The 19,974-nt window shown below is 66.4% G+C and carries 14 protein-coding genes; 5 read left to right on the top strand and 9 right to left on the bottom strand.

All coding sequences use genetic code 11. The annotated features are described in order from the left end of the window. Window positions 1–45: 45 nt before the first annotated feature. Both KA419_18095 and KA419_18090 read left to right on the top strand, forming a co-directional pair. Window positions 46–3,198 carry a DNA polymerase III subunit alpha gene (locus KA419_18095; GenBank protein ID MBP7867846.1) on the top strand — a complete coding sequence of 1,051 codons (3,153 nt, stop codon included), beginning with the start codon at window positions 46–48 and terminating at the stop codon, window positions 3,196–3,198. Between the two features lie 190 nt (window positions 3,199–3,388). Further along, window positions 3,389–3,763, top strand: coding sequence for a hypothetical protein (locus KA419_18090; GenBank protein MBP7867845.1), 375 nt, complete (start codon window positions 3,389–3,391; stop codon window positions 3,761–3,763). Window positions 3,764–3,938: 175 nt separating this feature from the next. Here KA419_18090 and KA419_18085 read toward each other — a convergent pair whose 3' ends face one another. Continuing rightward, on the bottom strand, window positions 3,939–5,099 hold the full coding sequence (locus tag KA419_18085; GenBank protein ID MBP7867844.1) for a hypothetical protein: 1,161 nt from the start codon (window positions 5,097–5,099) through the stop codon (window positions 3,939–3,941). Window positions 5,100–5,321: 222 nt separating this feature from the next. Here KA419_18085 and KA419_18080 point away from each other — a divergent pair, with 222 nt between their 5' ends. Together KA419_18080 and amrS are read left to right on the top strand one after the other, a co-directional pair. Beyond that, complete coding sequence (locus KA419_18080; GenBank protein MBP7867843.1) at window positions 5,322–6,704, top strand: hypothetical protein; 1,383 nt, start codon at window positions 5,322–5,324, stop codon at window positions 6,702–6,704. A gap of 184 nt (window positions 6,705–6,888) precedes the next feature. Next, on the top strand, window positions 6,889–8,052 hold the full coding sequence (amrS, locus tag KA419_18075; protein MBP7867842.1) for an AmmeMemoRadiSam system radical SAM enzyme: 1,164 nt from the start codon (window positions 6,889–6,891) through the stop codon (window positions 8,050–8,052). Window positions 8,053–8,396: 344 nt separating this feature from the next. On the opposite strand, the gene KA419_18070 is transcribed toward amrS, so the two are convergent. The 6 genes from KA419_18070 to mce form a co-directional block, all read right to left on the bottom strand. Continuing rightward, complete coding sequence (locus KA419_18070) at window positions 8,397–11,024, bottom strand: hypothetical protein (GenBank protein MBP7867841.1); 2,628 nt, start codon at window positions 11,022–11,024, stop codon at window positions 8,397–8,399. A 57-nt stretch (window positions 11,025–11,081) separates the two neighbouring features. Next, complete coding sequence (locus KA419_18065; protein ID MBP7867840.1) at window positions 11,082–11,675, bottom strand: hypothetical protein; 594 nt, start codon at window positions 11,673–11,675, stop codon at window positions 11,082–11,084. A gap of 61 nt (window positions 11,676–11,736) precedes the next feature. Continuing rightward, entirely contained in the window at window positions 11,737–13,176 is a 1,440-nt protein-coding gene (locus tag KA419_18060) for a sodium:proton antiporter (protein MBP7867839.1), read from the bottom strand. Then, window positions 13,173–13,694 carry a 2-oxoacid:acceptor oxidoreductase family protein gene (locus tag KA419_18055; GenBank protein MBP7867838.1) on the bottom strand — a complete coding sequence of 174 codons (522 nt, stop codon included), beginning with the start codon at window positions 13,692–13,694 and terminating at the stop codon, window positions 13,173–13,175. The genes KA419_18060 and KA419_18055 overlap by 4 nt, the downstream gene beginning before the upstream one ends. 8 nt (window positions 13,695–13,702) lie before the next feature. Then, on the bottom strand, window positions 13,703–14,572 hold the full coding sequence (gene mtnP, locus KA419_18050) for an S-methyl-5'-thioadenosine phosphorylase (protein MBP7867837.1): 870 nt from the start codon (window positions 14,570–14,572) through the stop codon (window positions 13,703–13,705). A 14-nt stretch (window positions 14,573–14,586) separates the two neighbouring features. Further along, window positions 14,587–14,985 carry a methylmalonyl-CoA epimerase gene (mce, locus tag KA419_18045; GenBank protein ID MBP7867836.1) on the bottom strand — a complete coding sequence of 133 codons (399 nt, stop codon included), beginning with the start codon at window positions 14,983–14,985 and terminating at the stop codon, window positions 14,587–14,589. A 775-nt stretch (window positions 14,986–15,760) separates the two neighbouring features. Between mce and KA419_18040 the strand changes: the two genes are divergently transcribed. Then, entirely contained in the window at window positions 15,761–17,929 is a 2,169-nt protein-coding gene (locus KA419_18040) for an RNA-binding transcriptional accessory protein (GenBank protein ID MBP7867835.1), read from the top strand. A 203-nt stretch (window positions 17,930–18,132) separates the two neighbouring features. Here the strand turns inward: KA419_18040 and KA419_18035 are convergent, their stop codons facing one another. Both KA419_18035 and KA419_18030 read right to left on the bottom strand, forming a co-directional pair. Beyond that, the gene (locus tag KA419_18035; protein MBP7867834.1) at window positions 18,133–18,855 is read right to left on the bottom strand and encodes a nuclease; all 723 of its coding nucleotides are present in this window, start codon (window positions 18,853–18,855) and stop codon (window positions 18,133–18,135) included. 184 nt (window positions 18,856–19,039) lie between these two features. After that, a partial coding sequence (locus KA419_18030) for a hypothetical protein (GenBank protein MBP7867833.1) occupies window positions 19,040–19,974 on the bottom strand: 935 nt, incomplete at its 5' end.

The following is a 19,974-nucleotide window of genomic DNA, read 5'->3' as shown; positions in this document are numbered from 1 at the left end:
GCCGGGCACGACCGGCCGGAATGTCGCCGGGTGCCGGGGTTTGGCATGATCGCGCACCTTCATTGCCGAAGTTATCACTCCTTCCTGGACGGGGCCTCCCCTCCGGAAGACCTCGTGGGGCTGGCCGCCGCCTCGGGTGTCACCCACCTCGCCCTGACGGACGACGCCGGCGTTTACGGCGCCGTGGACTTTTCCCGCAGGGCGGAGGCCGCCGGGATCCACCCCATCGTCGGGGCGGAACTCCCGCTGCCGGGAAACGCGCGCGTCACCGCGCTCTGCCGGGACGCCGAGGGGTACGCCGCCCTCTGCCGGGCGCTGACGATCCACCACCTGTCGCCCGAAAAGGCGAAAACCCGTTCGACCGTCGAAACCCTCGCCCCCCTGGCCAAGGGGAACTGGCTTCTCGTCGACGACCCGCGCCTTCTCTCGCAACTGGCGGCGGGGGGGCTTCGGGAGGGTTTGGGGGCCGAGATCGTTCGCCACGGGACCGCGGGCGAGCGCGGGCGCCTCCGGGGCCTCCGTCGGGAGGCGGAGAAGCTCGACATCCCCCTGGTCGGGACGAACGCGGTCCGTTTCGCCCGGGAGGAGGACTGGGAGACCCACCGGCTCCTGTCCGCCATTCGGGTTCGAGGAACGGTTGGAAGGCTCGCGGAGGGGGAGGTGGCCTCCCGGGAGGCCTGGCTCAAACCTCCGGACCGGATGAGGGCCCTTTTCGAGGAGTTCCCGGGCGCGCTCACCAACGCCCTGCGCCTCGCCGAATCCTGCGAGTTCCGCTACACCACGGGACGCGCCTTGCACCCCCCTTTCCCGGTTCCGGAGAACACCACCGCGGAAGCGGTCCTGCGGGCGAAATCCACGGCCGGCCTCGCCCTCCGGTACGCTACCCCCTCGCCCAGGGTCCTTCGCCAGCTGGATTTCGAGCTGTCCGTGATCCACGAGACGGGGTTCGACGAGTACTTCCTCATCGTGAAGGACGTTGTGGACTTCGCCCTGGACCGGGGCATCCCGCTGGTGGGGCGAGGCTCCGCGGGCGGATCCCTCGTCGCCTACCTCCTGGGGATCACGCCCGTGGACCCCCTGGCTCTCAACCTCTCCTTCGAACGCTTCCTCAACCCGCGACGGACCGACCCGCCCGACATCGACATCGATTTCTGCTGGCGCCGCCGCCCCGAGGTGATCCGCTACCTCTACGACAGCTATGGGGAAGCCAACACCGCCATGCTCTCCACCCACGTCCGGATGGCCGGTCGGGGCGCGATCCGGGAGACGTCCCGCGCCCTGGGCCTGGCCGAGGCGGAAATCAGCCGTTTCACCCGCCACATCCCGCACCACGACGCCCGGCACCTCGACCAGGTCCTCGCGGAGATCCCCGAGTGCCGGAACGTCCCCTTCCACCTCGAGCCGTTCCGCACCATCATCGCCTGGGCGAAGAAGATCGCCGGGCACCCGCGGCACCTGGGGCTCCACCCGTGCGGCATCGTCCTCTCCCGGGTGCCGCTGGACCGGGTCACCCCCCTCCAGCGGACCGCCACCGGCTTCCCCGCCACCCAGCTCGAGATGCGCCAGGCGGAGGACGTCGGCCTGCTGAAGATCGACATCCTGGGGCAGCGGGCGCTCTCCGTCATCGCGGACGTGGGAGCTTCCCCCGACTGGCCGCCGGAGATCGATCCGGGCGGCGGGCCGGCGAACGGTTCCCCGGAGAGCGACCCCGCCGCCTGGGAACTGATCCGGTCCGGCCGCACCCTGGGCTGCTTCCAGATCGAGTCCCCGGGGATGCGCTCGCTCCTGGTGAAACTCCAGCCGAAGGACATGGAGACCATCATCGCCGCCAGTTCGGTGATCCGGCCGGGGCCCTCCGACGCCGGCATGTTGCGGGAGTACATCCTCCGGTACCACGGGAAGCGGCCCGTGTCCTACCTGCACCCTTCCCTGGAGCCCATCCTGAGGAGCACGCTCGGCATCATGGTCTACCAGGAGGATATCCTGCGCACCGCCGAGGCGGTGGCGGGGATGAGCGCCGACGAGGCCGACATGCTCCGCCGGGCGATGTCGGCGAAGCGATCGGCGGAGGCCATGCGCGCCCTGAAAGACACGTTCGTCTCCAAAGCCGTGGACCGTGGCGTGGAGGAGAAGACCGCGCGGGAGATCTGGCGGCGGATGGAAACGTTCTCGGGTTACGCGTTCTGCAAGGCCCACAGCGCCTCCTACGCCGCCCTGTCCTGGCTCATGGCGAGAATGAAGGCGCATTGCCCGGCCCGGTTCTTCGCCGCCCTGATCAACAACGGCGGCGGTTTCTACCATGCCGATGCTTACCTCTCCGATGCGCGACGGTTCGGCGTGAGCGTTCTCCCCCCCGACCTGAACCGGAGCGGGAAAGGTTTTACGGTGGAGAATATTCTTCCGGGGCCCCCGGATGATTCAAACGAAGCGCTCCGGCCGAAGGGGTCGCCCCCGATGCCCGTCCCGGTTGGCATCCGGGTGGGTCTGGAGCGGGTCCGGGACCTCACCGCCACCACCCTGGAGCGAATACTCGGGGAGCGTGAAACCCGCGGGCCGTTCCGCTCCCTCCGGGACTTTCTCGCCCGGTGCCGGCCGTCCCCGGTGGAAGCCGGGAACCTGGTGCAGTGCGGAGCGGCGGGATGCTTCGGGGCAAACCGTCCCCGCCTGCTCTGGGAACTCGAGATGAGCCGTTCGACCCTCCGGAACGCGGGGGCGGGCCCGGCGCCGCGGAGCGGGGACCTCCTCGACGGCGCCGAAGGGCTGGACGACACCGGAAGCAGCGGAATCCCGGACGTGGCGGATTACGCCTTCGAGGAGAAACTCCGGTTGGAGGCCGAACTGCTGGAGCTGCACGTCTCGGGGCACCCGCTCGACCTCTGGCGGGACCGAGTGGCCGCCATTCCCCGTCTCCGGGCCGTGGACCTGCCAACGCGGCGGAACCGGCGCGCCCGCTTGGCGGGGCGGTTGGTGACCACCCGCCGGGTCTTCACCAAAACCCGGCAATACATGAAGTTTCTGACCCTGGAGGATGAGACGGGCCTCTTCGAGGCCGTGTTTTTCCCCGAGGCCTATGCGAAGTGGGGCGACGTCGTCTCGGACCCCGGCGTGTACGTGGTGGAAGGGAAGGTCGCCGACGAGTTCGGGAGCCTCTCGCTCGAGGCCGACGCCGTCTACCCCATTCAGGCCTTCCCGGGCTGAAAGGGTCAAAGGACCCGAAGGACCAAGGACATTAAGACCTTGAAGGCCACACCGTCAGGCCTGGAACGGCGCGACCTTGCGGGGAGTCGTGATAGAATGACCGCAGGGTTTACTTCCGGCAACCGCCTCATGTCGGCGGGGGCCACCGTCGAGAGGATGATTCACGGGATTCATTTCCGAGGAGGTTGACTTGGGGGATTCGCGTTACACCTGTCCCTGTTGCGGGTATCGTACATTCAAAGAACCCCCGGGATCCTATGAGATCTGTTCCGTGTGTTTCTGGGAAGATGATCCTGTCCAGTTTCTCGACCCCTGGTTCGAAGGTGGAGCCAACGGGCCATCCCTGGCTTCAGCTCAGGAAGAGTATACCCGGATTGGCGCCTGTGAAGAGAGATGCTGGACATTCATTAAGGGTGTCCAGCCGGGTGATCAGCGGGACTCGGACTGGAGGCCCGTCAGGGGATCTGACAAGGAGAAGATCAGGAAATTCCGAGATCTTTCGGCCGAGGATTACCATGATCTGAAGACGTGGTATTATTGGCTCGATCACGATTCAAACCGTTGACGAGACTGACTCCCGGTCGGATGAAAAGCGACCGCATCGCTGGCGGGGTAAGGCCTGTCCCGGGCCATCACGCGGCTGGAGATGTCGGTCTACAAATGTTTGTCCCCGACGGGGACACGGGTTCCACCCGGATCAGGTGCGGTGTCGACCCATCTGAACAATTCCCGGATGAATCTCATTTCTTCCCGCCGGTCTTAAGCCGGTTCCGGATCCAATCGCCGGCCTGGCGGACGAGGTCCGGCGGCATGAGGTGGCCGCCGTCGAACTCCCGGTACTCGATGGCGTAACCCTGCGCCTTGAGCCATTCCCTTGATTCGCGGGCCTTGCCCGGATCGATGGCAAGGTCGTTCCTCCCCTGTGCCCAGAAAATCCCCAGGGTCTTGGCGTTGGCAACCTCTGACTCTGTCAGGATTTCCCGAGGAAAGCGGCCGCTGAAAGCCAGCACCCCGCCGACGCGCCCGGGGTTCCGGATGGCCGTGAAGAAGGCGGCACCCACGCCCTGCGAGAATCCCAGGAGGTAGACGCTTGAGATCTTGAACTGGCGGGAGAAGGCGTCGATGACGTTCAGGACGTAAGCGGCCGTGGGCGGGTCCAGTCGGGGCCACAGGGAGGAATTGGACCCCTCCAGGAACCAGCTTCCGGGGCGTCCCGGGAGGACGGCCAGGTCCCACCGCGGGTAGGGCCCCTCGGGGGCGGCGCAGATCATTCCCGGGAAGGCCTCGGGAGACAGGACCGGCAGGAAAAACTCGGCCGTACCCCCGTTGCCGTGCAACCCGATGACGAGCGGGCAGGCCTTCTGCGGGTCGAATCCCGCCGGCAGGCGATAACGGCAGCGCATCATCCGCGGAGCCTCGACATACATCAGCGCGCCGGTCGCCTCCACGAAGGCGGCGGCCCGTCGCTCGGCTGCCTGGAAAGCGGCCGACCGGCGGACCGGGTCGAAATCGGGGTCCTTCCGGAGGTGTTCGACATCCGCAAACCCCGCGTCCACCGCGCGCAGCAGCAGGGCCGCGGCGGCGTCCGCGTCGCTCAATTGGGCGTAGCAGCAGGCGAGGTTGTAGAGAGCCAGTGCGTCCCGCGCATTCCGGCGGAGGTAGGTCAGGTAGCAGGCCACGGCCTCACGCATGTCCCCCTTCCGGGAGGCGGTCTCGGCCTTTTCCAGCCAGGCGCCGACGTCCTCTTCCAGGAACCGCCACGCGTCCTTCTTCGGCTCGATGCGCTGTGCGGGGGCACCCCCCCACGGGGCCCCGAGCGCGAGCAGCAGCAGGAAACACCTCAATATGAAGAGATTCCTGATGCTGCAATCCTTCGACTCGTTGCAGGCCATTTTGGGCATTGCCAACCTCCACGGATTCTCATCACTTCTTACGAAACCGGCGCGATTTCGTTTCGGTTCCCCATCCCGTTGCACGATCGTCCCGAAGCGGTTATCATCAGGGGCACGCGATCGGACGATCGTTCGCAGTGGAGGAGAGGAAGGGTGGCGGAGAATCCGGGAAGATGAAACCTTTTTCTGCAGGCCGGGTTCAACGGTCGAGACCCGGCGGGGAGGTTGTCCATGCGGACGTGCTGGCTGTACATCACGGTGTTCCTGATCCTGTGGCCCCCCCTGTTCGCCCTCCCCCCCGGGCTTCTCGCCGGCCTTTCCCCGGAGGAGCGGGAGTGCCTGGCGCTGAGGGAGCGCATCGAGTCCCGCCAGGCCCTGCGAAGCCTGGACCTGACCGCCGCCCAGCAACAGTTGCTCATCGGCCTCGCCCGGGAACGTCTCGCCCGGCAGCAGGCCATCGTGGACGCCCGCCTGGAAGCCGAGAAGGCGGTCATGGACGCCATGAGCCGCCTCCGGTCCGCCGTCCTGGCGAACAACGGCGTCCCCGAGGAGGTCAAGGCGGCGGTCCGGCAAGCCGAGGCCCCCTTCAAGAGGCTGACAGACCAGTTCGAAGATGCCGAAGACGCCCTGGAGAAGGCCGTCCTCGCTCTTCTCGACCGCGATCAGCAGGCTCGGCTGAAGGAGCGGCGTTTTTCCGGGCGTGGCCCGAGGGCTGCTTCCACACCGGGCAAGGGTGGCGCGCACCCGGCGGTCTCCCTCCTGGTCGGCCCCGGCGCCCTGGGCGCGCTGGAAGGCCGGGAGGTCCCGGTCCCGTTCTACGACGAACCGCCCGCCCTGCGATCGTGCATCGAAGACATCCGGGTGCTCAACCTGGTGAACGCCCTCTACCTGACGCCGGAACAGGCGGCGAAAATGCTGCCGCTCATCGAGAAAGCCGCCACCGCACGGGAAAACGCCCGGAAGGAGATGGCCGACCTGGCCCGGCGACTCCTGCCCAACCTCCGGGACCTGGACCGGTCGCTGGCCGGGGGCTCGCCGGCCCTGCGCGAGCGGATGGGCATCCTGTGGGAGTATGCACGGGAGCGCTGGGACATCGTCAATGCGCGGCATGAGATCGACGAAGCGTGTCTCGAGGAGATGAAGGCCATCCTGACACCAAACCAGGGCTCCGTGATCGCCGACTTCGTTCCCTGCGTGGTGCCAGCCCGGAGTCTGACAAACCCGGAGCGGGTCGGGCAGGTGGGTGACAACACGAGCCTGGAGCGGGCGCTGGACCGGTCGAGAAACCTTCCCGACCGGGCGGTCCCCCGTTTCACCGCCAAGCTGAAGGAGCGCATCGCCGTGCATCTCCGCCGCATGGGGGCAACCCCGGCCGAGATCGAGGCCGTGGCCGGACGGGTGGAGGCCACGGTCCGCGAAGCCCGTTCCCTGGACGAGACCACCTGGCAGCTCAAGCGAAGCGAGATGGCGGGGCGCCTGGCCCTGCCGCCCCGGACCGCCAGCGGCCGGGCTCTGGACCACCGGATCGAGGAGTTCCTCCTGGCCCCGAACCTGGCCGTCCTGCTGAAAACCCGTTTCCCCGTCGAGGGCCCCCTGACCCGGGCGCGGCGCTAGGGATCGCGGTTTCACGGACCACGGCCAATGAGCCGATACAACGCCCAACCGTAGAGCGGTTCGTTTAAGGACAAGACACGAGCCATGATTCCCATAAATCCCATAATTCCCATGACTCCCATGACTCCCATGATTCCCCTCATCCTGCGACGCTTCCACCGCCTCTGCCCCGGGAGATGACCCCATGGCCTGCGATCGGCGAGACTTTCTGAAGAAGGCCTCCTGGGCCGCCCTGGGCGCCGGCTGCACCCTGGCCCTGCCGGGGAACGTTTCGTCTGCAGCGGTTCCCTTCCCCGCCGGGGCCCGGACCCGGAGCGTCACGTGGCGCCGGGCGGAGTTCCAGTCCCCTCTCCCGGACGGCGCCGTCCTCTGCACCCTCTGCCCCTGCGACCCCGCCAAGGCTGTCGAGGGTCGCGTGGAAAACGGGGAAACCTGTGTCTGCCATGTGCGCGTCAACCGCGGCGGGGTCCTCTACGTCTCCAACTACGGCCGGGCCGGCGCCCTGCACCTGGATCCCCTGGAGAAAAACCCCCTCTTCCACTTCCTTCCCGGCGCCTCCGCCCTGGCCGTGGCGGCTCCCGGCTGTTCCCTGACCTGTAGGGGCTGCCAGAACTGGCAACTGTCCCAGGTCGGCCCGGAAGGGGTCGACACCGTGGACGCCCCGCCGTCGAAAGTGGTCTCCATGGCACTGGAGAACCGGTGCCGCGCCATCAGTTTCACCTTCTCCGAACCCATGATGTCCTGGGAGTACCTGCGGGACGTTTCCGGGCTGGCCCATCGTAAAGGTCTCCGGACCACGGTGGTCTCCGGCGGGTACGTCTGCGCGGACCCCGTGCGGAAGCTCGCCGGGCTCGTCGACGCCTTCTCGGTCAGCGTAAAGGCGTTCACCGAGGCGGATTACCGGCGCTACGCCAACGGGAAGTACAAGACCGTCCTGGAGGCCATGGCGGTGGCGAAATCGACGGGAGCCTGGCTGGAGGTGGTGGTCCTGGTCATCCCCACCGTCAGCGATGACCTGCCGAAAATGCAGACCTTCCTGCGGTGGGTGGTTCGGAATCTCGGGCCCGACACGCCGGTCCACTTCGACCGGTACTGGCCCGCCTACCGGATGACCAACGTCCCGCAGACCCCCCAGCGCACCCTCGAGAACGCCCGGGCCCTGGCCCTGGCCGAAGGGGTGAAGTACGCTTACGTGGGCAACCTCCCCGGCCACTGGGGGGCCAACACGGCTTGCCCGACGTGTGGTCGGGTGCTCGTCCGGCGAGTGGGTTTCAAGGTCATCGAAAACAGACTGTCGGGCGGTGCCTGCCCCGGCTGCGGTTCTCCCATCCCCGGCCGCTGGTCCTGAGGTCCCCCCCTCAGCAAAATTATCGGTATCGGTATCGGTATCGGAATCGGTATCGCTTTCGGTATCGGTATCGCTATCGGTATCGCCATCGCTCTCGCTCTCGCCCTCGCACCAGGCCTCAGGATCACCCCGCGGAACGCCTCCAGCGGGAAAGGCCTCCAAGGATGCGGGGAAGGAGCACCCGGGCGGGGCCGCGAGACGGGACGGGGAAAACGACGTCTTGTGAGGGAACGGTAGTCGATACCGAAAGCGATACCGATAGCGATAGCGACAGCGATACCGATAGCGACAGCGATACCGAAAGCGATACCGATTCCGATACCGATTCCGATGGGGTGCGGAGATCAGGGAGCGGGGAACAGGGAGGACCCGAAGGGGCCCATGAACCCCCGCCGGGGCATCATCTCCCGCCGGGCCGCCCGGAGGGTCTTAGGGGGGACACTTTTATCGATGGTCACGCCGAGCCAGCGTTCCAGGGCGTCGTAAGCCAGCTGTTTCTCCGTCAGGTCCTCGATGTGCGTCCCGTGGTTCAACCCGGGCTCCGTCAGCTTCAGGGCGTCGGTGGCCCCGGTCAGGTTCACGGCGTAGGAGGTCCAGGGATCGTTCCCGCCGTAGATGAAGAGCATCCGGTCGCCCTCCGTCTGGACCCAGGACTGGATGCCGGGCATCACCTCCGGCCGGTACACCATCGGCACGCCCTGGGGGGCGAAGGTCGCCCAGCTGGGGTTCACGGCGTACTGGAGGAGGTCGTCGAAGGCATCGGTGTTGAAGCTGTAATATCCGAACTCGGTGAGGGCCTGGTAATAGAAGGGTTCGAAGTACTCGAGGTCCGAGTCCGAGTAGAGGAAACCCACGGTGTTGATCAGGCTGTTGAAGAGCGTGTCGAGGGAACTGGTCTCGGTCGGGAGGCTGACGCAGTCGTTCGGCCCGTACTGCCACCAGGAGACGGGGTACTCCATCACCATGTACTCGAAGGCGGTGTCGATCCCGACGCGGCCGTAGCTCTCGCCGTAGAGGTTGGCCGCGTTCTGGAGGCGCTGGACCATGGCGGAATGGTTGGAGAGCATGCGGCGCTGGAGGGCACGGAGCCGGTCACGGCACTCGGGGGTCCCGGCCACGTTGTCCACGAAGTTCTCGAAACGGGGGTCGTAAAGCCCCAGGGGAAGCGGCGCCACGTAGGGGACGGAGGCGTGGACGTCGTCGGGGTAGAACCGCCGGTGGAACATGGCAGTCATCCCGCCCTTGCTGCCGCCCGTGTTGACCCACTTCCCCCGGTAGATGTCCCGCAGGAGGGTCACGACCCGGTGGTCGTCCGCCGCCGCCTGGGCGATGGTCAGGTACTGCCAGTCCGGCGTCCCGGGCATGGGGGCGCCCCAGAAATACCGGTGCGGCATGGCGACCTGGTTGGCGCCCAGAAGGTAGGCCAACTCGGTGGCGTAGTTGCGCGACATCCCGTACCCGGTGCTGGCGAGGACCATGGGCGCGGCCAGGTCGGTATGGGACAGGTAGACCGTCCGGGTGAAGGTGGGCCCCTTGGCGTTCTGGTGGTCGACGGGAAGGGTGACCTGGAGACGGTAGCAGGTCGTGAAGGGGGCGATGGGGGAGACCGGGGTCGCCGTGACGCCGGGGGCGGCCGCCAGACGCTGGGCGAGGGTGCGGGTCTCCTCCCAGGGCGCCGCAGGGGTGAAGAGGTACCGGTCCTGGGCCGACCCCGACAGGTTGATCCCGACGAGGGGCGTGTCGCTGGCGGCGACCACCCGGTCGATCCCCTGGGCATAGACGCCCGGGAAAAGGGCATCCAGCATCACCGCGTGACGGCCCCGGGCGGGGATGGGCACATAGACCCGGTCCAGTTCCGCCGACCCCTTGTAAGCCTTGAAGACGACGGACGCGGTGTGGTCGGACGGGTTGGTCGCGCACAGGGCGTGCCATCCCAGGCGGGACCCGGCATAAAGCGGGAAATTAAACGCCAGGTCGGCCCCGCCGCCCTTGCCGAGAGCGAACTCCGCGGTGGCCCCCGTTGAACGGAACACGTAGCAGACCCGGGCCCCCAGGCCGGTTGGGCACCCCGTCAGGGTCCCGGAGTCCGGGTCCAGCGCCGACCAGTTGTTCAGGTTCACCTCGAGGGTGGCTCCCGCAGGTACGGTCAGTGCCTGTTGGGCCACCGACGTCCCCTGGCGGACCAGGTTGAGGGTGACGGCGGCGGCGGCGGTCCCCGCGTTGTCGAGGAGCAGGAGGTTGTCCCAGTCCTCGTAGATGTCTGCAAGATGGGGGATCACCAGGGTGCCCCCCACCGGTGGCGGCGCCTCCGCTGGAGTGAACAGGAGCCGTGAACAGCCCTTCCCCGAGATGGTGATCCCGCAGAGCGGCGCGGCGCTCTGCGCCCGGACCCGGGCCACCTGGGACGGGTCGACGGCGGGAAACACCTCGTTCACCAGGATGGCCAACCGGGATCGCCCACCCAGGTTCTGCACGACCTGGGAAAGGACCTGGCCATCCGCGCCCAGGGCCTGCAGGGTGATGTCCGTGGGGGCGTCTCCCGGGTTCATCACGGCCAGTCCCCGCCAGTCGAAGGTCCCGGCGGCGCCCGGCGTCAGGGTGAACTCCAGTGCCGTGGCCGTTTCCCCCGCCAGGCGGAACTCGGCGATCCCGTTTTCGACAAGGTGGGTGTAGGCGGCCTTCAGGGTCACGTTTCCGCCCGGCCCCGTCACCAGGGCACAGGTCCCCTGGCCAAGATCCAGGGCCTGACTGGCGCCCGCCGGGACGGAGACCGTCAGGGTCCCCGCAACGGTCCCCTGGTCGTAGAGGGCGACCTGGACGTCGGCCGCGTCGAAACCGGCGTTGTCCACCACCACCTGGGTCTGCCAGCCCATGCCGGCGGTGACGTGGGGCACGGGGTACGTGACGGCCCACGCCCACGTCCAGGCCCAGAGCCCCGCCACCGCAACGGGGATCATTTTCTTCCCGCTCATGAATCCCTCCTTTTTCTCGACAGGGCGAATGGGCCCCGCCCGGAACCTCTCGAGTCCTCACGGGGAGGGAGGCGCTTCCTTGAGTACGGCGGCTTCGAGGGAGACGAGGTCCTCGTTCCGGCACCACCGGTAAAGTTCCAGGACACCCGGGATCCCGCCCTCGACGAGCCCGTCCCCGGACAGTTCGTACTCGTGGACCGGCGTGTAGAGTTCGGCGCCTCTCGCCGTGGGGTCGATGATCTCCAGAATCGGGCGGGCCCAGCGGATGGCGACATCCTGGGGGAGATCGTCGAAACGCTCGCGGAACCGCCGGCCTTCCTCGCGGGAGAAAACGCTGAAGTGAAGCCGGAAGGAGAGGCTGGAGTAGAGGGGGCCCTTGTTGACCTTGATGGGTTTCCCCGCCGCCTCCGAAGCGGATTCCATCTCCTCGAACAGCGTCAGCAAGCCCGGAGGACACAGGTAGTGGCGGGTTTCCTGGCTGAACCCGAGTTTCTCCCGCAGTTTCTCCGTGTGGGTCTGGCAGGCGATCTCCTCCTGCTCGGCGTCGATCAGCTCGCCTGCCGCGTTCCGGGCGGCCAGGAAGCCCTTCACGAAGCCGTCGATCCAGAACGTTTTCCCGCTCACGCGGATCTCGTGGAATTCCGTCGGCATGATCTCACTCCTTTCCGGCCCGGGGCGCCCGGTTCCGTGCGGGGCCGGGCGCTACGCGGCGTCAGAAGAACAACCACCCCACCACGAGGAAGGTGGGGATCAGGATCGGCAGGGACCAGCGGAACAGGTAGCCGAAGAAGGAGGGCATGGCGACCCCCGCCTCCTCCGCGATGGAACGGACCATGAAGTTGGGCGCGTTCCCGATGTAGGTGTTGGCGCCCATGAAAACGGCCCCCGCCGAGATGGCCTCGAGCCAGAGCGGGTGGTGGCCGATCAGGCCGCGGACCGCCTCGAACTCGGGACTCCCGGGGAAGAACCGGCCCAGGGCCATGTTGAAGAAGGTGTAGTAGGTGGGGGCGTTGTCCAGGAAGGAGGAGAGTCCGCCCACTGCCCAGAAGTACTGCCACGGCTCCCGGACGGACCGCACGAGGGCGGCCAGGGGCCCCGCTTCCCCCGCCTTGAGGATCGCGATCACGGGTGCGATGGTGACGAAGATCCCGGCGAAGAGGATGGCCACTTCACGGATGGGCCCCCACCCGAACTCGTTATAATCCCGCGTCTCCCGCCGGGTGAACCCCAGCGAGAGCCCCCCCATCAGCACGATCAGGCCGTCCCGGGCGAGGTTTTGGAGTGACAACGGGATCCCCAGGAGGTGGAAGCCCGGTCCGGCCCACATCCCGGACATCAAAACCGCACCGAGGATCCCTCCCAGAAAGAGAAAGTTCCGCTTCCCGTCCACGGACAGGCGGTGAGGATCCGGGGCCTCGGCCTCCTTCCGGAGCATCCCCCGCCGGTCCTGCCGGTAAAGCCGGGTTTCGATCAGGGCGTAGACCGCCAGGAGCACACCCGCGGTGAAGAGGAAGACCGGCATCAGCTTGAGGGTCCAGAAGAAGGGAACGTGGTGCAGAAAGCCCAGGAAGAGGGGCGGGTCGCCCAGGGGTGTCAGGCAGCCGCCGACGTTGGCCGTCAGGAAGATGAAGAAGACGACCGTGTGCACCTTGTGACGCCGGTTCCGGTTGGCCTTGAGGAGGGGGCGGATCAGGAGCATGGCGGCCCCGGTCGTCCCCATGAACGAGGCGAGCACGGTGCCGGAGGCCATGAACAGCAGGTTCAGGCCGGGTGTCCCGACCAGGCGTCCCCGGAGCGCGATCCCGCCCGACACGGTGAAGAGTCCCCACAGGAGGATGATGAAGGGGATGTAGTCGACGAGAACGATGTGCAGCAGCTCGTTCACGGCCCGACCGGCGTGAAGGGCCACGAAGGGCACGACGGCCGCGAGGCCCCAGGCAGCCGACACCCAGGGGTACCGGTGGTGCCAGAAGCGGGGAGCCAGGACCGGGAAAAGGGCGATGGAAAGCAGGATGCCGGCAAAGGGGATTCCCAGCCACAGCGGGATTACGGCCCCGAGGTTCGCCTCGGCGCCCGCGGCGCCGGAGGTGGCCGCCGGACAGGCCCCCGCGGTCAGGAGGACCCCCGCCCCCGCCAGGAGCAACCGGATCATTGCAGGGCCTGTAGATTCGATTCCAGGAGGTTGGGGCGAACGGTCCGCCGGAGCGCTTCCGCAACCTCCGGGAAGGCGAACGGGAACCCCTCGGCCCCGAAGACCGAGCCGAGGAGGACCAGGTTGGACGCCCGCGGATTGCGCAACTCGAGGGCGCGGGAATCCGCGTCCCGGAAGATGCAGTGATAACCCCTCCCCTCGAGCCATTCCCGCTCCTGGGGCGAAAGCCCCGCGGAGTTGACCGCGAGGGTCCCCGAGGGCCGGAGGAAGTGCAGATAGGGGAAGATGTTCCCCCGGTCCAGGGCCAGGAGCGTATCCACGTCACCCGGGAACACCTGGGGGGAATCGAAACCCCCGATCTTCAGCGAGGTGTAGACCGAACCGCCCCGCTGGCTCATCCCGTGGATCTCGTAGGCGAAGATGGGGACGCCCTTGATCAGGGCGGCGGTCTGGAGCAGCTTCGACAGGAAGAGGACACCCTGCCCGCCGATACCGGTGATCAGGATCTGGTGTCGCATGGCGGCCCCTACTTCGCGGCCAGGTACTTCCCCACGATGGGGGCCAGTTTCTGACGGGTGGCGGCCGGGACGACGTCGGGATGGGTGATGATGGCGTTCCGGAGGGAGTGGTGGCAGAGGCAGTCCCGCTTCTCCGGGAGCACCTTGAGCACTTCCTTGAGGATTTTCTGGGCATTCTCGCCGTTGCGGCGGAGGTTGTCGACGATCATTTCCACGGAGACGGGCTCCTCGGTCTGGTGCCAGCAATCGTAATCGGTGACGAAGGCGAGGGTCACGTAGCAGATCTCGGCTTCCCGGGCGAGTTTCGCCTCCTGGAGGTTGGTCATGCCGATCACGTCCATCCCCCAGCTCCGGTAGAGGTTGCTCTCGGCCCGGGTGGAGAAGGCCGGCCCTTCCATGCACACGTACGTCCCGCCGAACTTGACGCTCACCCCGGCGTTGAGCGCCGACTGGCGAACGAACCCCACCAACTCGCGGCAGACGGGGTCGCCGAAGCCCACATGGGCCACGATGCCCTCGCCGAAGAACGTGGAGACCCGCCGGCTCGTCCGGTCCACGAACTGGTCCGGGACGAGGATGTCGAGGGGCTTGTGCTCCAGTTTCAGCGATCCCACGGCGCTGGCGGAGATGATCTGGTCGGTGCCCAGTTTCTTGAAGGCAAAGATGTTCGCCCGGTAGTTGATCTCCGTCGGGGTCAGGCGGTGGTCTCGTCCGTGACGGGGAAGGAAGGCGACCCGCCGCTTCGCGAGGGTGCCGACCACGAAATTGTCGCTCGGCGGGCCGAACGGGGTCTCGACCTTCACCTCCTCCACGTCGGTGAGTTCCTTCATGTGGTACAAGCCGCTGCCGCCGATGATGCCCAGGGCGATGGGGTTCATGGACGTCCTCCCCTCTATTCCTGGCACAGCTCGAGAAGGATGCCGCCCGTGGCGGCGGGGTGGACGAAGGCGATCTTCTTCCCCCCCGCCCCTTCTCTCGGTTTCTCGTCGATCAGCCGGACCCCGCGGGATTTCAAGTCCTCCAGTTTCGCCGTCAGGTCTTCGACGTGGAGGGCGACATGGTGGATCCCCTGCCCTTTCTTTTCGATGAATTTGGCGATGGGGGACTCGGGGGAGGTCGGTTCCAGGAATTCCAGGTTGGCGTCGCCCACGGGGAACATGGCCACCCGAACCTTTTGCTCGGGGACTTCCTCGAACCCGTGGAGAGGGAGCCCGAGGGTGTCCTTGTAGAACGTAACGACACTTTCCAGCGATGAGACCGCAATCCCGATGTGATCGACATTCCTGAACATTCCGCTCCTCCTTGGAGACTGATTTGCGCTTCGTGCCGTGCCGGTGCGCCGTCTGCCTCCCGGGCACGGAGAAGACTTATAACACAGCGCAGGGGATCATTTCAACGGAGCCTTTGCACTCGCCCGCTCCAGGCGGAACGAAGATCTGCAGCATTTTGTTGCAGTCCGTCCCCCTCCTTCTCCGGGCCCCTTCGCCGCCTGCCGACGGCGTGGCACCCCGGGGCGGCCTGGGCAAACGGCCTCAAATCAGTGGGCAATTCGCCGTTTCCCCGGGTATTTTCCGGACGACCCGGGCGGGTTCACCTCCTTCTCCCCTGCACGGCATCGGAGTGGAGGGTGTCGTCGTCGGTCCCTCCCCCAAGGCCCGCAACATTCTGTGGCATGTGACAAGGGAAGCGAATCCCGCCGCAAAATGCGCATTCAAGGCCAACATTGAACATATTTGTCTGATGTTCGCTTCGGTTCGCCTCGAACCCACGCAACAAAAAGTTGCGAATTCCGTCTCCCCCGGGATGCCCCCGGCCACCCCGGACGACTCCCCACGAGAACGTTTGTCGCAAGTCTTTATACTACAATCTTTTCAATGTTTGGCACGGCCAATGCTAATAGATCTGCGACGCATACATTGATACCAACCTCCCAAACGAAGGACCTCCCCCAAAGGTCCTTCTTTTTTTCTTCCCTGCGTGTAAACCGCTGAAAAGGCAATTCTCCCTTGAAATCCCCGCCGGGTTGTCCTAAAATTACCTTTTTCAGTCCGACCGAGAGGGAGTTCATGAACCCACGCATCGTCGACATCATGCTTTCCGAGTTCAACCTGAAGAAATTCCAGGTGGAAAACACCGTTCTCCTTCTGGAGGAAGGCAGCACGATCCCCTTCATCGCCCGGTACCGCAAGGAACAGACCGGCGAGCTGGACGAGGTGCAGATCCAGGGCATCCGGGACCGGTACCTCTACCTCAGCGAACTGGAAGACCGGAAAGTCCTCGTCCTCGAAACCATCGAAAAAGCGGGCAAGCTCACCGACGACCTGCGAAACCGGATCGCGGCCTGCCTGAAAAAGCAGGACCTCGAGGACATTTACCTCCCTTATCGCCCCAAGCGGCGCACCCGGGCCACCATCGCCCGGGAGAAGGGCCTCGAGCCCCTCGCGGCTCTCATCCGGGCCTACACATCCCCCGACGCCGACATCGCGGCCGTCTGCATGCCCTACCTCGACCCCGAGAAAGGGGTGTCGAACATCGAGGAGGCTTTGCAGGGGGCCTCGGATATCCTGGCGGAGGAAGTGTCCGAAATCGCCGACTTCCGGAAATTCGTCCGGAAGGTCTACGCCGACGAAGGGCGACTCGTGGCCAAAGCGAGGGAGGACTGGGCGGGGAAATCCTCGAAATTCATGGACTACTACGAGCACGCGGAACCGCTCCGGAACGTTCCCTCCCACCGCTTCCTGGCCATGCGCCGGGGTGAGAAGGAGGAAGTCCTTTCCCTGAACCTGATGGGGCCCGACGAGCGGGTCCTGGACATCCTCAAGCGGCACTGGGTGAAGTACCCGCAGTCTTTTTTCGCCCCCCTGATGGCGGAGGCCCTTGCCGACGGCTACCGGCGGCTTCTGCTCCCCTCCATCGCCGTGGAACTGATGATGGAGAGCAAGGCGAAAGCGGACGACGAAGCCATCCTTGTTTTCGAGAAGAACCTCCGCCAACTCCTCCTCCTTCCGCCCGGCGGCCAGCAGGTGGTGCTGGGTGTCGACCCCGGCTTCCGAACGGGCTGCAAGGTGGCGGTGGTGGACGGGACCGGCCGCTTTCACGAGGACGCGACCGTCTACCCGGTAGAGCCTCACTTCAAGACCGCCGAGAGCGAGGGCGTTCTTTTGCCCCTCATCAAGAAGTACGACGTCCGCGTCATCGCCATCGGGAACGGGACAGGGTCCCGGGAGACCGCCCAGTTCGTGAAGACCATGCTGTCCAATGCCGAACTGTCCTCCCTGGTCCGGGTCCACGTGGTCAACGAGTCGGGGGCGTCGGTCTACTCGGCCTCCGAAGTGGCCCGGGAGGAGTTCCCGAACCTGGACATCACCATCCGGGGTGCGATTTCCATCGCCCGCCGTTTCCAGGACCCGTTGGCCGAGCTGGTCAAGATCACCCCGAAATCCATCGGGGTGGGCCAGTACCAGCACGACGTCAACCAGAAGAAACTCCAGAACAAACTGGAAGAGGTCGTCCAGTTCGTGGTGAACCGCGTCGGGGTGGAGCTCAACAGTGCTTCGGCGTCCCTTCTCGAGTACGTTTCGGGGATCACTCCCACCCTGGCCCGGAACATCGTGGAGCGCCGAAACCAGAGCGGGCCGTTCCGCTCCCGCCAGGAACTGCTGGAGATCCCCCGGTTCGGGGAAAAGACCTTCCAGCAGGCGGCGGGGTTCCTTCGCATCCGGGACGCGGAAAACCCCCTGGACGGTTCCGCCGTTCACCCGGAGCGCTATGAACTTGTCGAGTGCATGGCCGCTGATCTTGGCGAGTCAGTTAGATGGCTCTTTGGAAACGAAGAGATTATTGCGCGCATACAGATCCAGAATTACCAATCAGAGGAAGTCGGCCTTCCAACCTTATGGGACATCCTGGAAGAGCTGCGCAAGCCCGGCCGGGACCCCCGCGGCGAGATCACCGGCTTCGACTTCGACCCCGACCTCAAGGGTCTCGAGGACCTCAAGGAAGGGATGGTCCTCCCCGGCATCGTCACCAACGTCACCAACTTCGGGGCTTTCGTGGACATCGGCGTGCACCAGGACGGCCTGGTCCACCTCTCCCGGATGGGGAAGCGAAATGTCCGCAGCCCCTACGACGTCTGCTCGGTCGGTCAGCGGGTCTCGGTAAAGGTGGTCTCGGTGGACCGGGAACGAAAGCGCATCGGCCTGAGCCTGGCTGAATCAACGGAGCCGCGCGCGTAAGCAAGCGGTTGGAATTCCAGATCGATTCAGGACACCCAATCTACAAGAATGAGTGGGTGTCCGAGTTCAGGAGAGGACACTCACTTCTGGGCATGGAATGAGTGTCCTTAATCCCATCCCGGGTGGCCAGCCCAGGGAGGCCCATCCCTGGGACTTCGCCCTACGAGCGCCGGGCTTGGGGATTGACTTGGGGCCGAACCCTTTCAGAGTGGTTTTCTTCGCTTTCGTGGGCTTTCTCCGGGGAGAGGGCGTGGGAAAGGAGCGGGTGGGCCGAGTGCCCAGCGGATGCGACGGGCGAGAGTCCTGCCGATCCCGGGGCTCCGAGCGAGGGCGTCTGCATCTGCCCGGACAATGGCCTCCACGCTGCCGAAAACCTCGAGGAGACCGCGTGCCTTGCCGGGGCCGATCCCCGGGAGACCCTGGAGCAGGTGAAGCTGCAGTGCCCGGTGGCGGTGCGGGCGGCGACCGTGGCGAAGCACCCCTCCCGAGACGGTGCGATCCGCCTGGTGGGCCATCATGAGCATCAGCCGGGCTGTCTCTTCGGGATCGCGGGAGCGCAAAACGGGCACGCCAAGGAGGACCGTAACGGCGATCATCGCTCCCTGAATGGATTCCCGGCGGATCAAGCGTCCCTCGAGATCGCTCGCATGTCCTTCCAGGATGATTACGCCCCGCATCTCGTGATTGGCAAGATTTTTCGCCTGCCTGAACAGGCGTCCGTCGAGAATGGATTGAACCAGGTCGGGAAGGGTTTTCCGCTCCACCAGGAACCGGTTGTCGATTCTGTAATCGCCGGTGACGAGTGTGCCGAAAGACACGTCGATGCCCCCCATGCGGAGAAAGGCTTCAAAGACTCCGCCCCGTCCTTCCCGGCGGTCAACGACAATGCTGACCGGGCTGCTGTACGGAGAAGAACCTGTTAGCATTTCGTCAGGTCCGCAGAGCTCCGGTGATTCTTCTCGCGGGCCGGTAGTGTCTTCAGGGCGCTTCTCCTCCCCCGCATTCTCCTTGGGTGCCGGGATCTTCATTTTAACTCTCCCAACTGCTGCCGGGGTTTCCCCGTTTGCGGGCAACCCGGCCTGGATGTTACCACACCGCTTCGAGCGAGGTCTAGGTCCGGGCGGGGAGGAAGAGTTTGCGGCAGGCGGCGACGCCCTGGAACCATCGGAGGCCGGCGGCGCGGGCCAACCCCGCGAGGCGGCCGGCGCAGCCCACCACCCGGCGGAAGCGGCGCTCGTAGCAGCGCACCGACGCCAGCCACTCCGACGCGTCCAGTGACAGCCGCTCCAGGATCGGCGCCAGGTCCGCCGGGATCGCCCCCGCCTTGTCCGGGCGCACCACGCGGCCCACGGCGTCCAGCACCCGGTAGTACTCCGCCGCCGTCACCGTGGCGAAGACCCCCTTGCGGCCGTCCGCGGCGTTCAGCGGGGCCAACCACGACGCCCGTGCCTGCGCCCGCGCCGCCTCCGCCACGGCCGCCGCCAGCACCTCCGGGGGGATTCCCGCCGCTTCCGCCGCCGCCAGAAGCTCCGGCGGGATTGCCGCCCCATCCGTGGTTGCCGCCGGTTCTTCCGCCGAGGCCCCCGCCCCTTCGCCGCTCACTGCCGGCGCCTCCGCCGAGACCTCCACCCCTTTGCCGCTCACTGCCGGCGCCTCCACCGAGACCTCGGCCCCCTCCCCGGTCGTCGCCGTCACCACCGGTGAGGCTCCCGCCGCTTTCGCGAGGGTCGTCAGAAGGTCCGCCGGGGCTCCGGTCGCCTTCGCGATCATGGCCAGCACGTCCGCCGAGGCCCCGGCCGCACCCGGGAGGCGCGCCATTTCCACCACCCGCAGCGCCGCCGCCAGCCGCGTCTCCGCCGCCAGCGCGTCCAGCCGCTCCCACACCGACGTGTGCGCGCTCTCCTCCGGCGTCCGCGCCCGCCCCGCCCGCACCGGGTTCAGCTCCACGTACGCCATGCACGTCAGCAGCGCCCCCTCCCCCTCCAGCAGCCGGCACTGGTACCGCCCCTCCCAGAACCGCCCCTTGCACCCGTCCTCCGCGTTCG

Source organism: Acidobacteriota bacterium (assembly GCA_018001935.1).
In the GTDB taxonomy this organism is placed as follows: Bacteria; Acidobacteriota; JAAYUB01; order JAAYUB01; family JAAYUB01; genus JAGNHB01.
Note: the sequence above shows the minus strand (reverse complement) of the source record. Positions and strands in the feature narration are given on the sequence as shown.

Excerpts from the sequence above, each read along its gene's own strand:
- amrS (MBP7867842.1), top strand. The coding sequence starts at position 6,889 with ATGGCCTGCGATCGGCGAGACTTTCTGAAGAAGGCCTCCTGGGCCGCC.
- KA419_18055 (MBP7867838.1), bottom strand. The coding sequence starts at position 13,694 with ATGCGACACCAGATCCTGATCACCGGTATCGGCGGGCAGGGTGTCCTC.
- KA419_18060 (MBP7867839.1), bottom strand. The coding sequence starts at position 13,176 with ATGATCCGGTTGCTCCTGGCGGGGGCGGGGGTCCTCCTGACCGCGGGG.
- KA419_18080 (MBP7867843.1), top strand. The coding sequence starts at position 5,322 with ATGCGGACGTGCTGGCTGTACATCACGGTGTTCCTGATCCTGTGGCCC.
- KA419_18065 (MBP7867840.1), bottom strand. The coding sequence starts at position 11,675 with ATGCCGACGGAATTCCACGAGATCCGCGTGAGCGGGAAAACGTTCTGG.
- KA419_18095 (MBP7867846.1), top strand. The coding sequence starts at position 46 with ATGATCGCGCACCTTCATTGCCGAAGTTATCACTCCTTCCTGGACGGG.
- mtnP (MBP7867837.1), bottom strand. The coding sequence starts at position 14,572 with ATGAACCCCATCGCCCTGGGCATCATCGGCGGCAGCGGCTTGTACCAC.
- KA419_18085 (MBP7867844.1), bottom strand. The coding sequence starts at position 5,099 with ATGCCCAAAATGGCCTGCAACGAGTCGAAGGATTGCAGCATCAGGAAT.
- mce (MBP7867836.1), bottom strand. The coding sequence starts at position 14,985 with ATGTTCAGGAATGTCGATCACATCGGGATTGCGGTCTCATCGCTGGAA.
- KA419_18040 (MBP7867835.1), top strand. The coding sequence starts at position 15,761 with ATGAACCCACGCATCGTCGACATCATGCTTTCCGAGTTCAACCTGAAG.
- KA419_18070 (MBP7867841.1), bottom strand. The coding sequence starts at position 11,024 with ATGAGCGGGAAGAAAATGATCCCCGTTGCGGTGGCGGGGCTCTGGGCC.
- KA419_18035 (MBP7867834.1), bottom strand. The coding sequence starts at position 18,855 with ATGCTAACAGGTTCTTCTCCGTACAGCAGCCCGGTCAGCATTGTCGTT.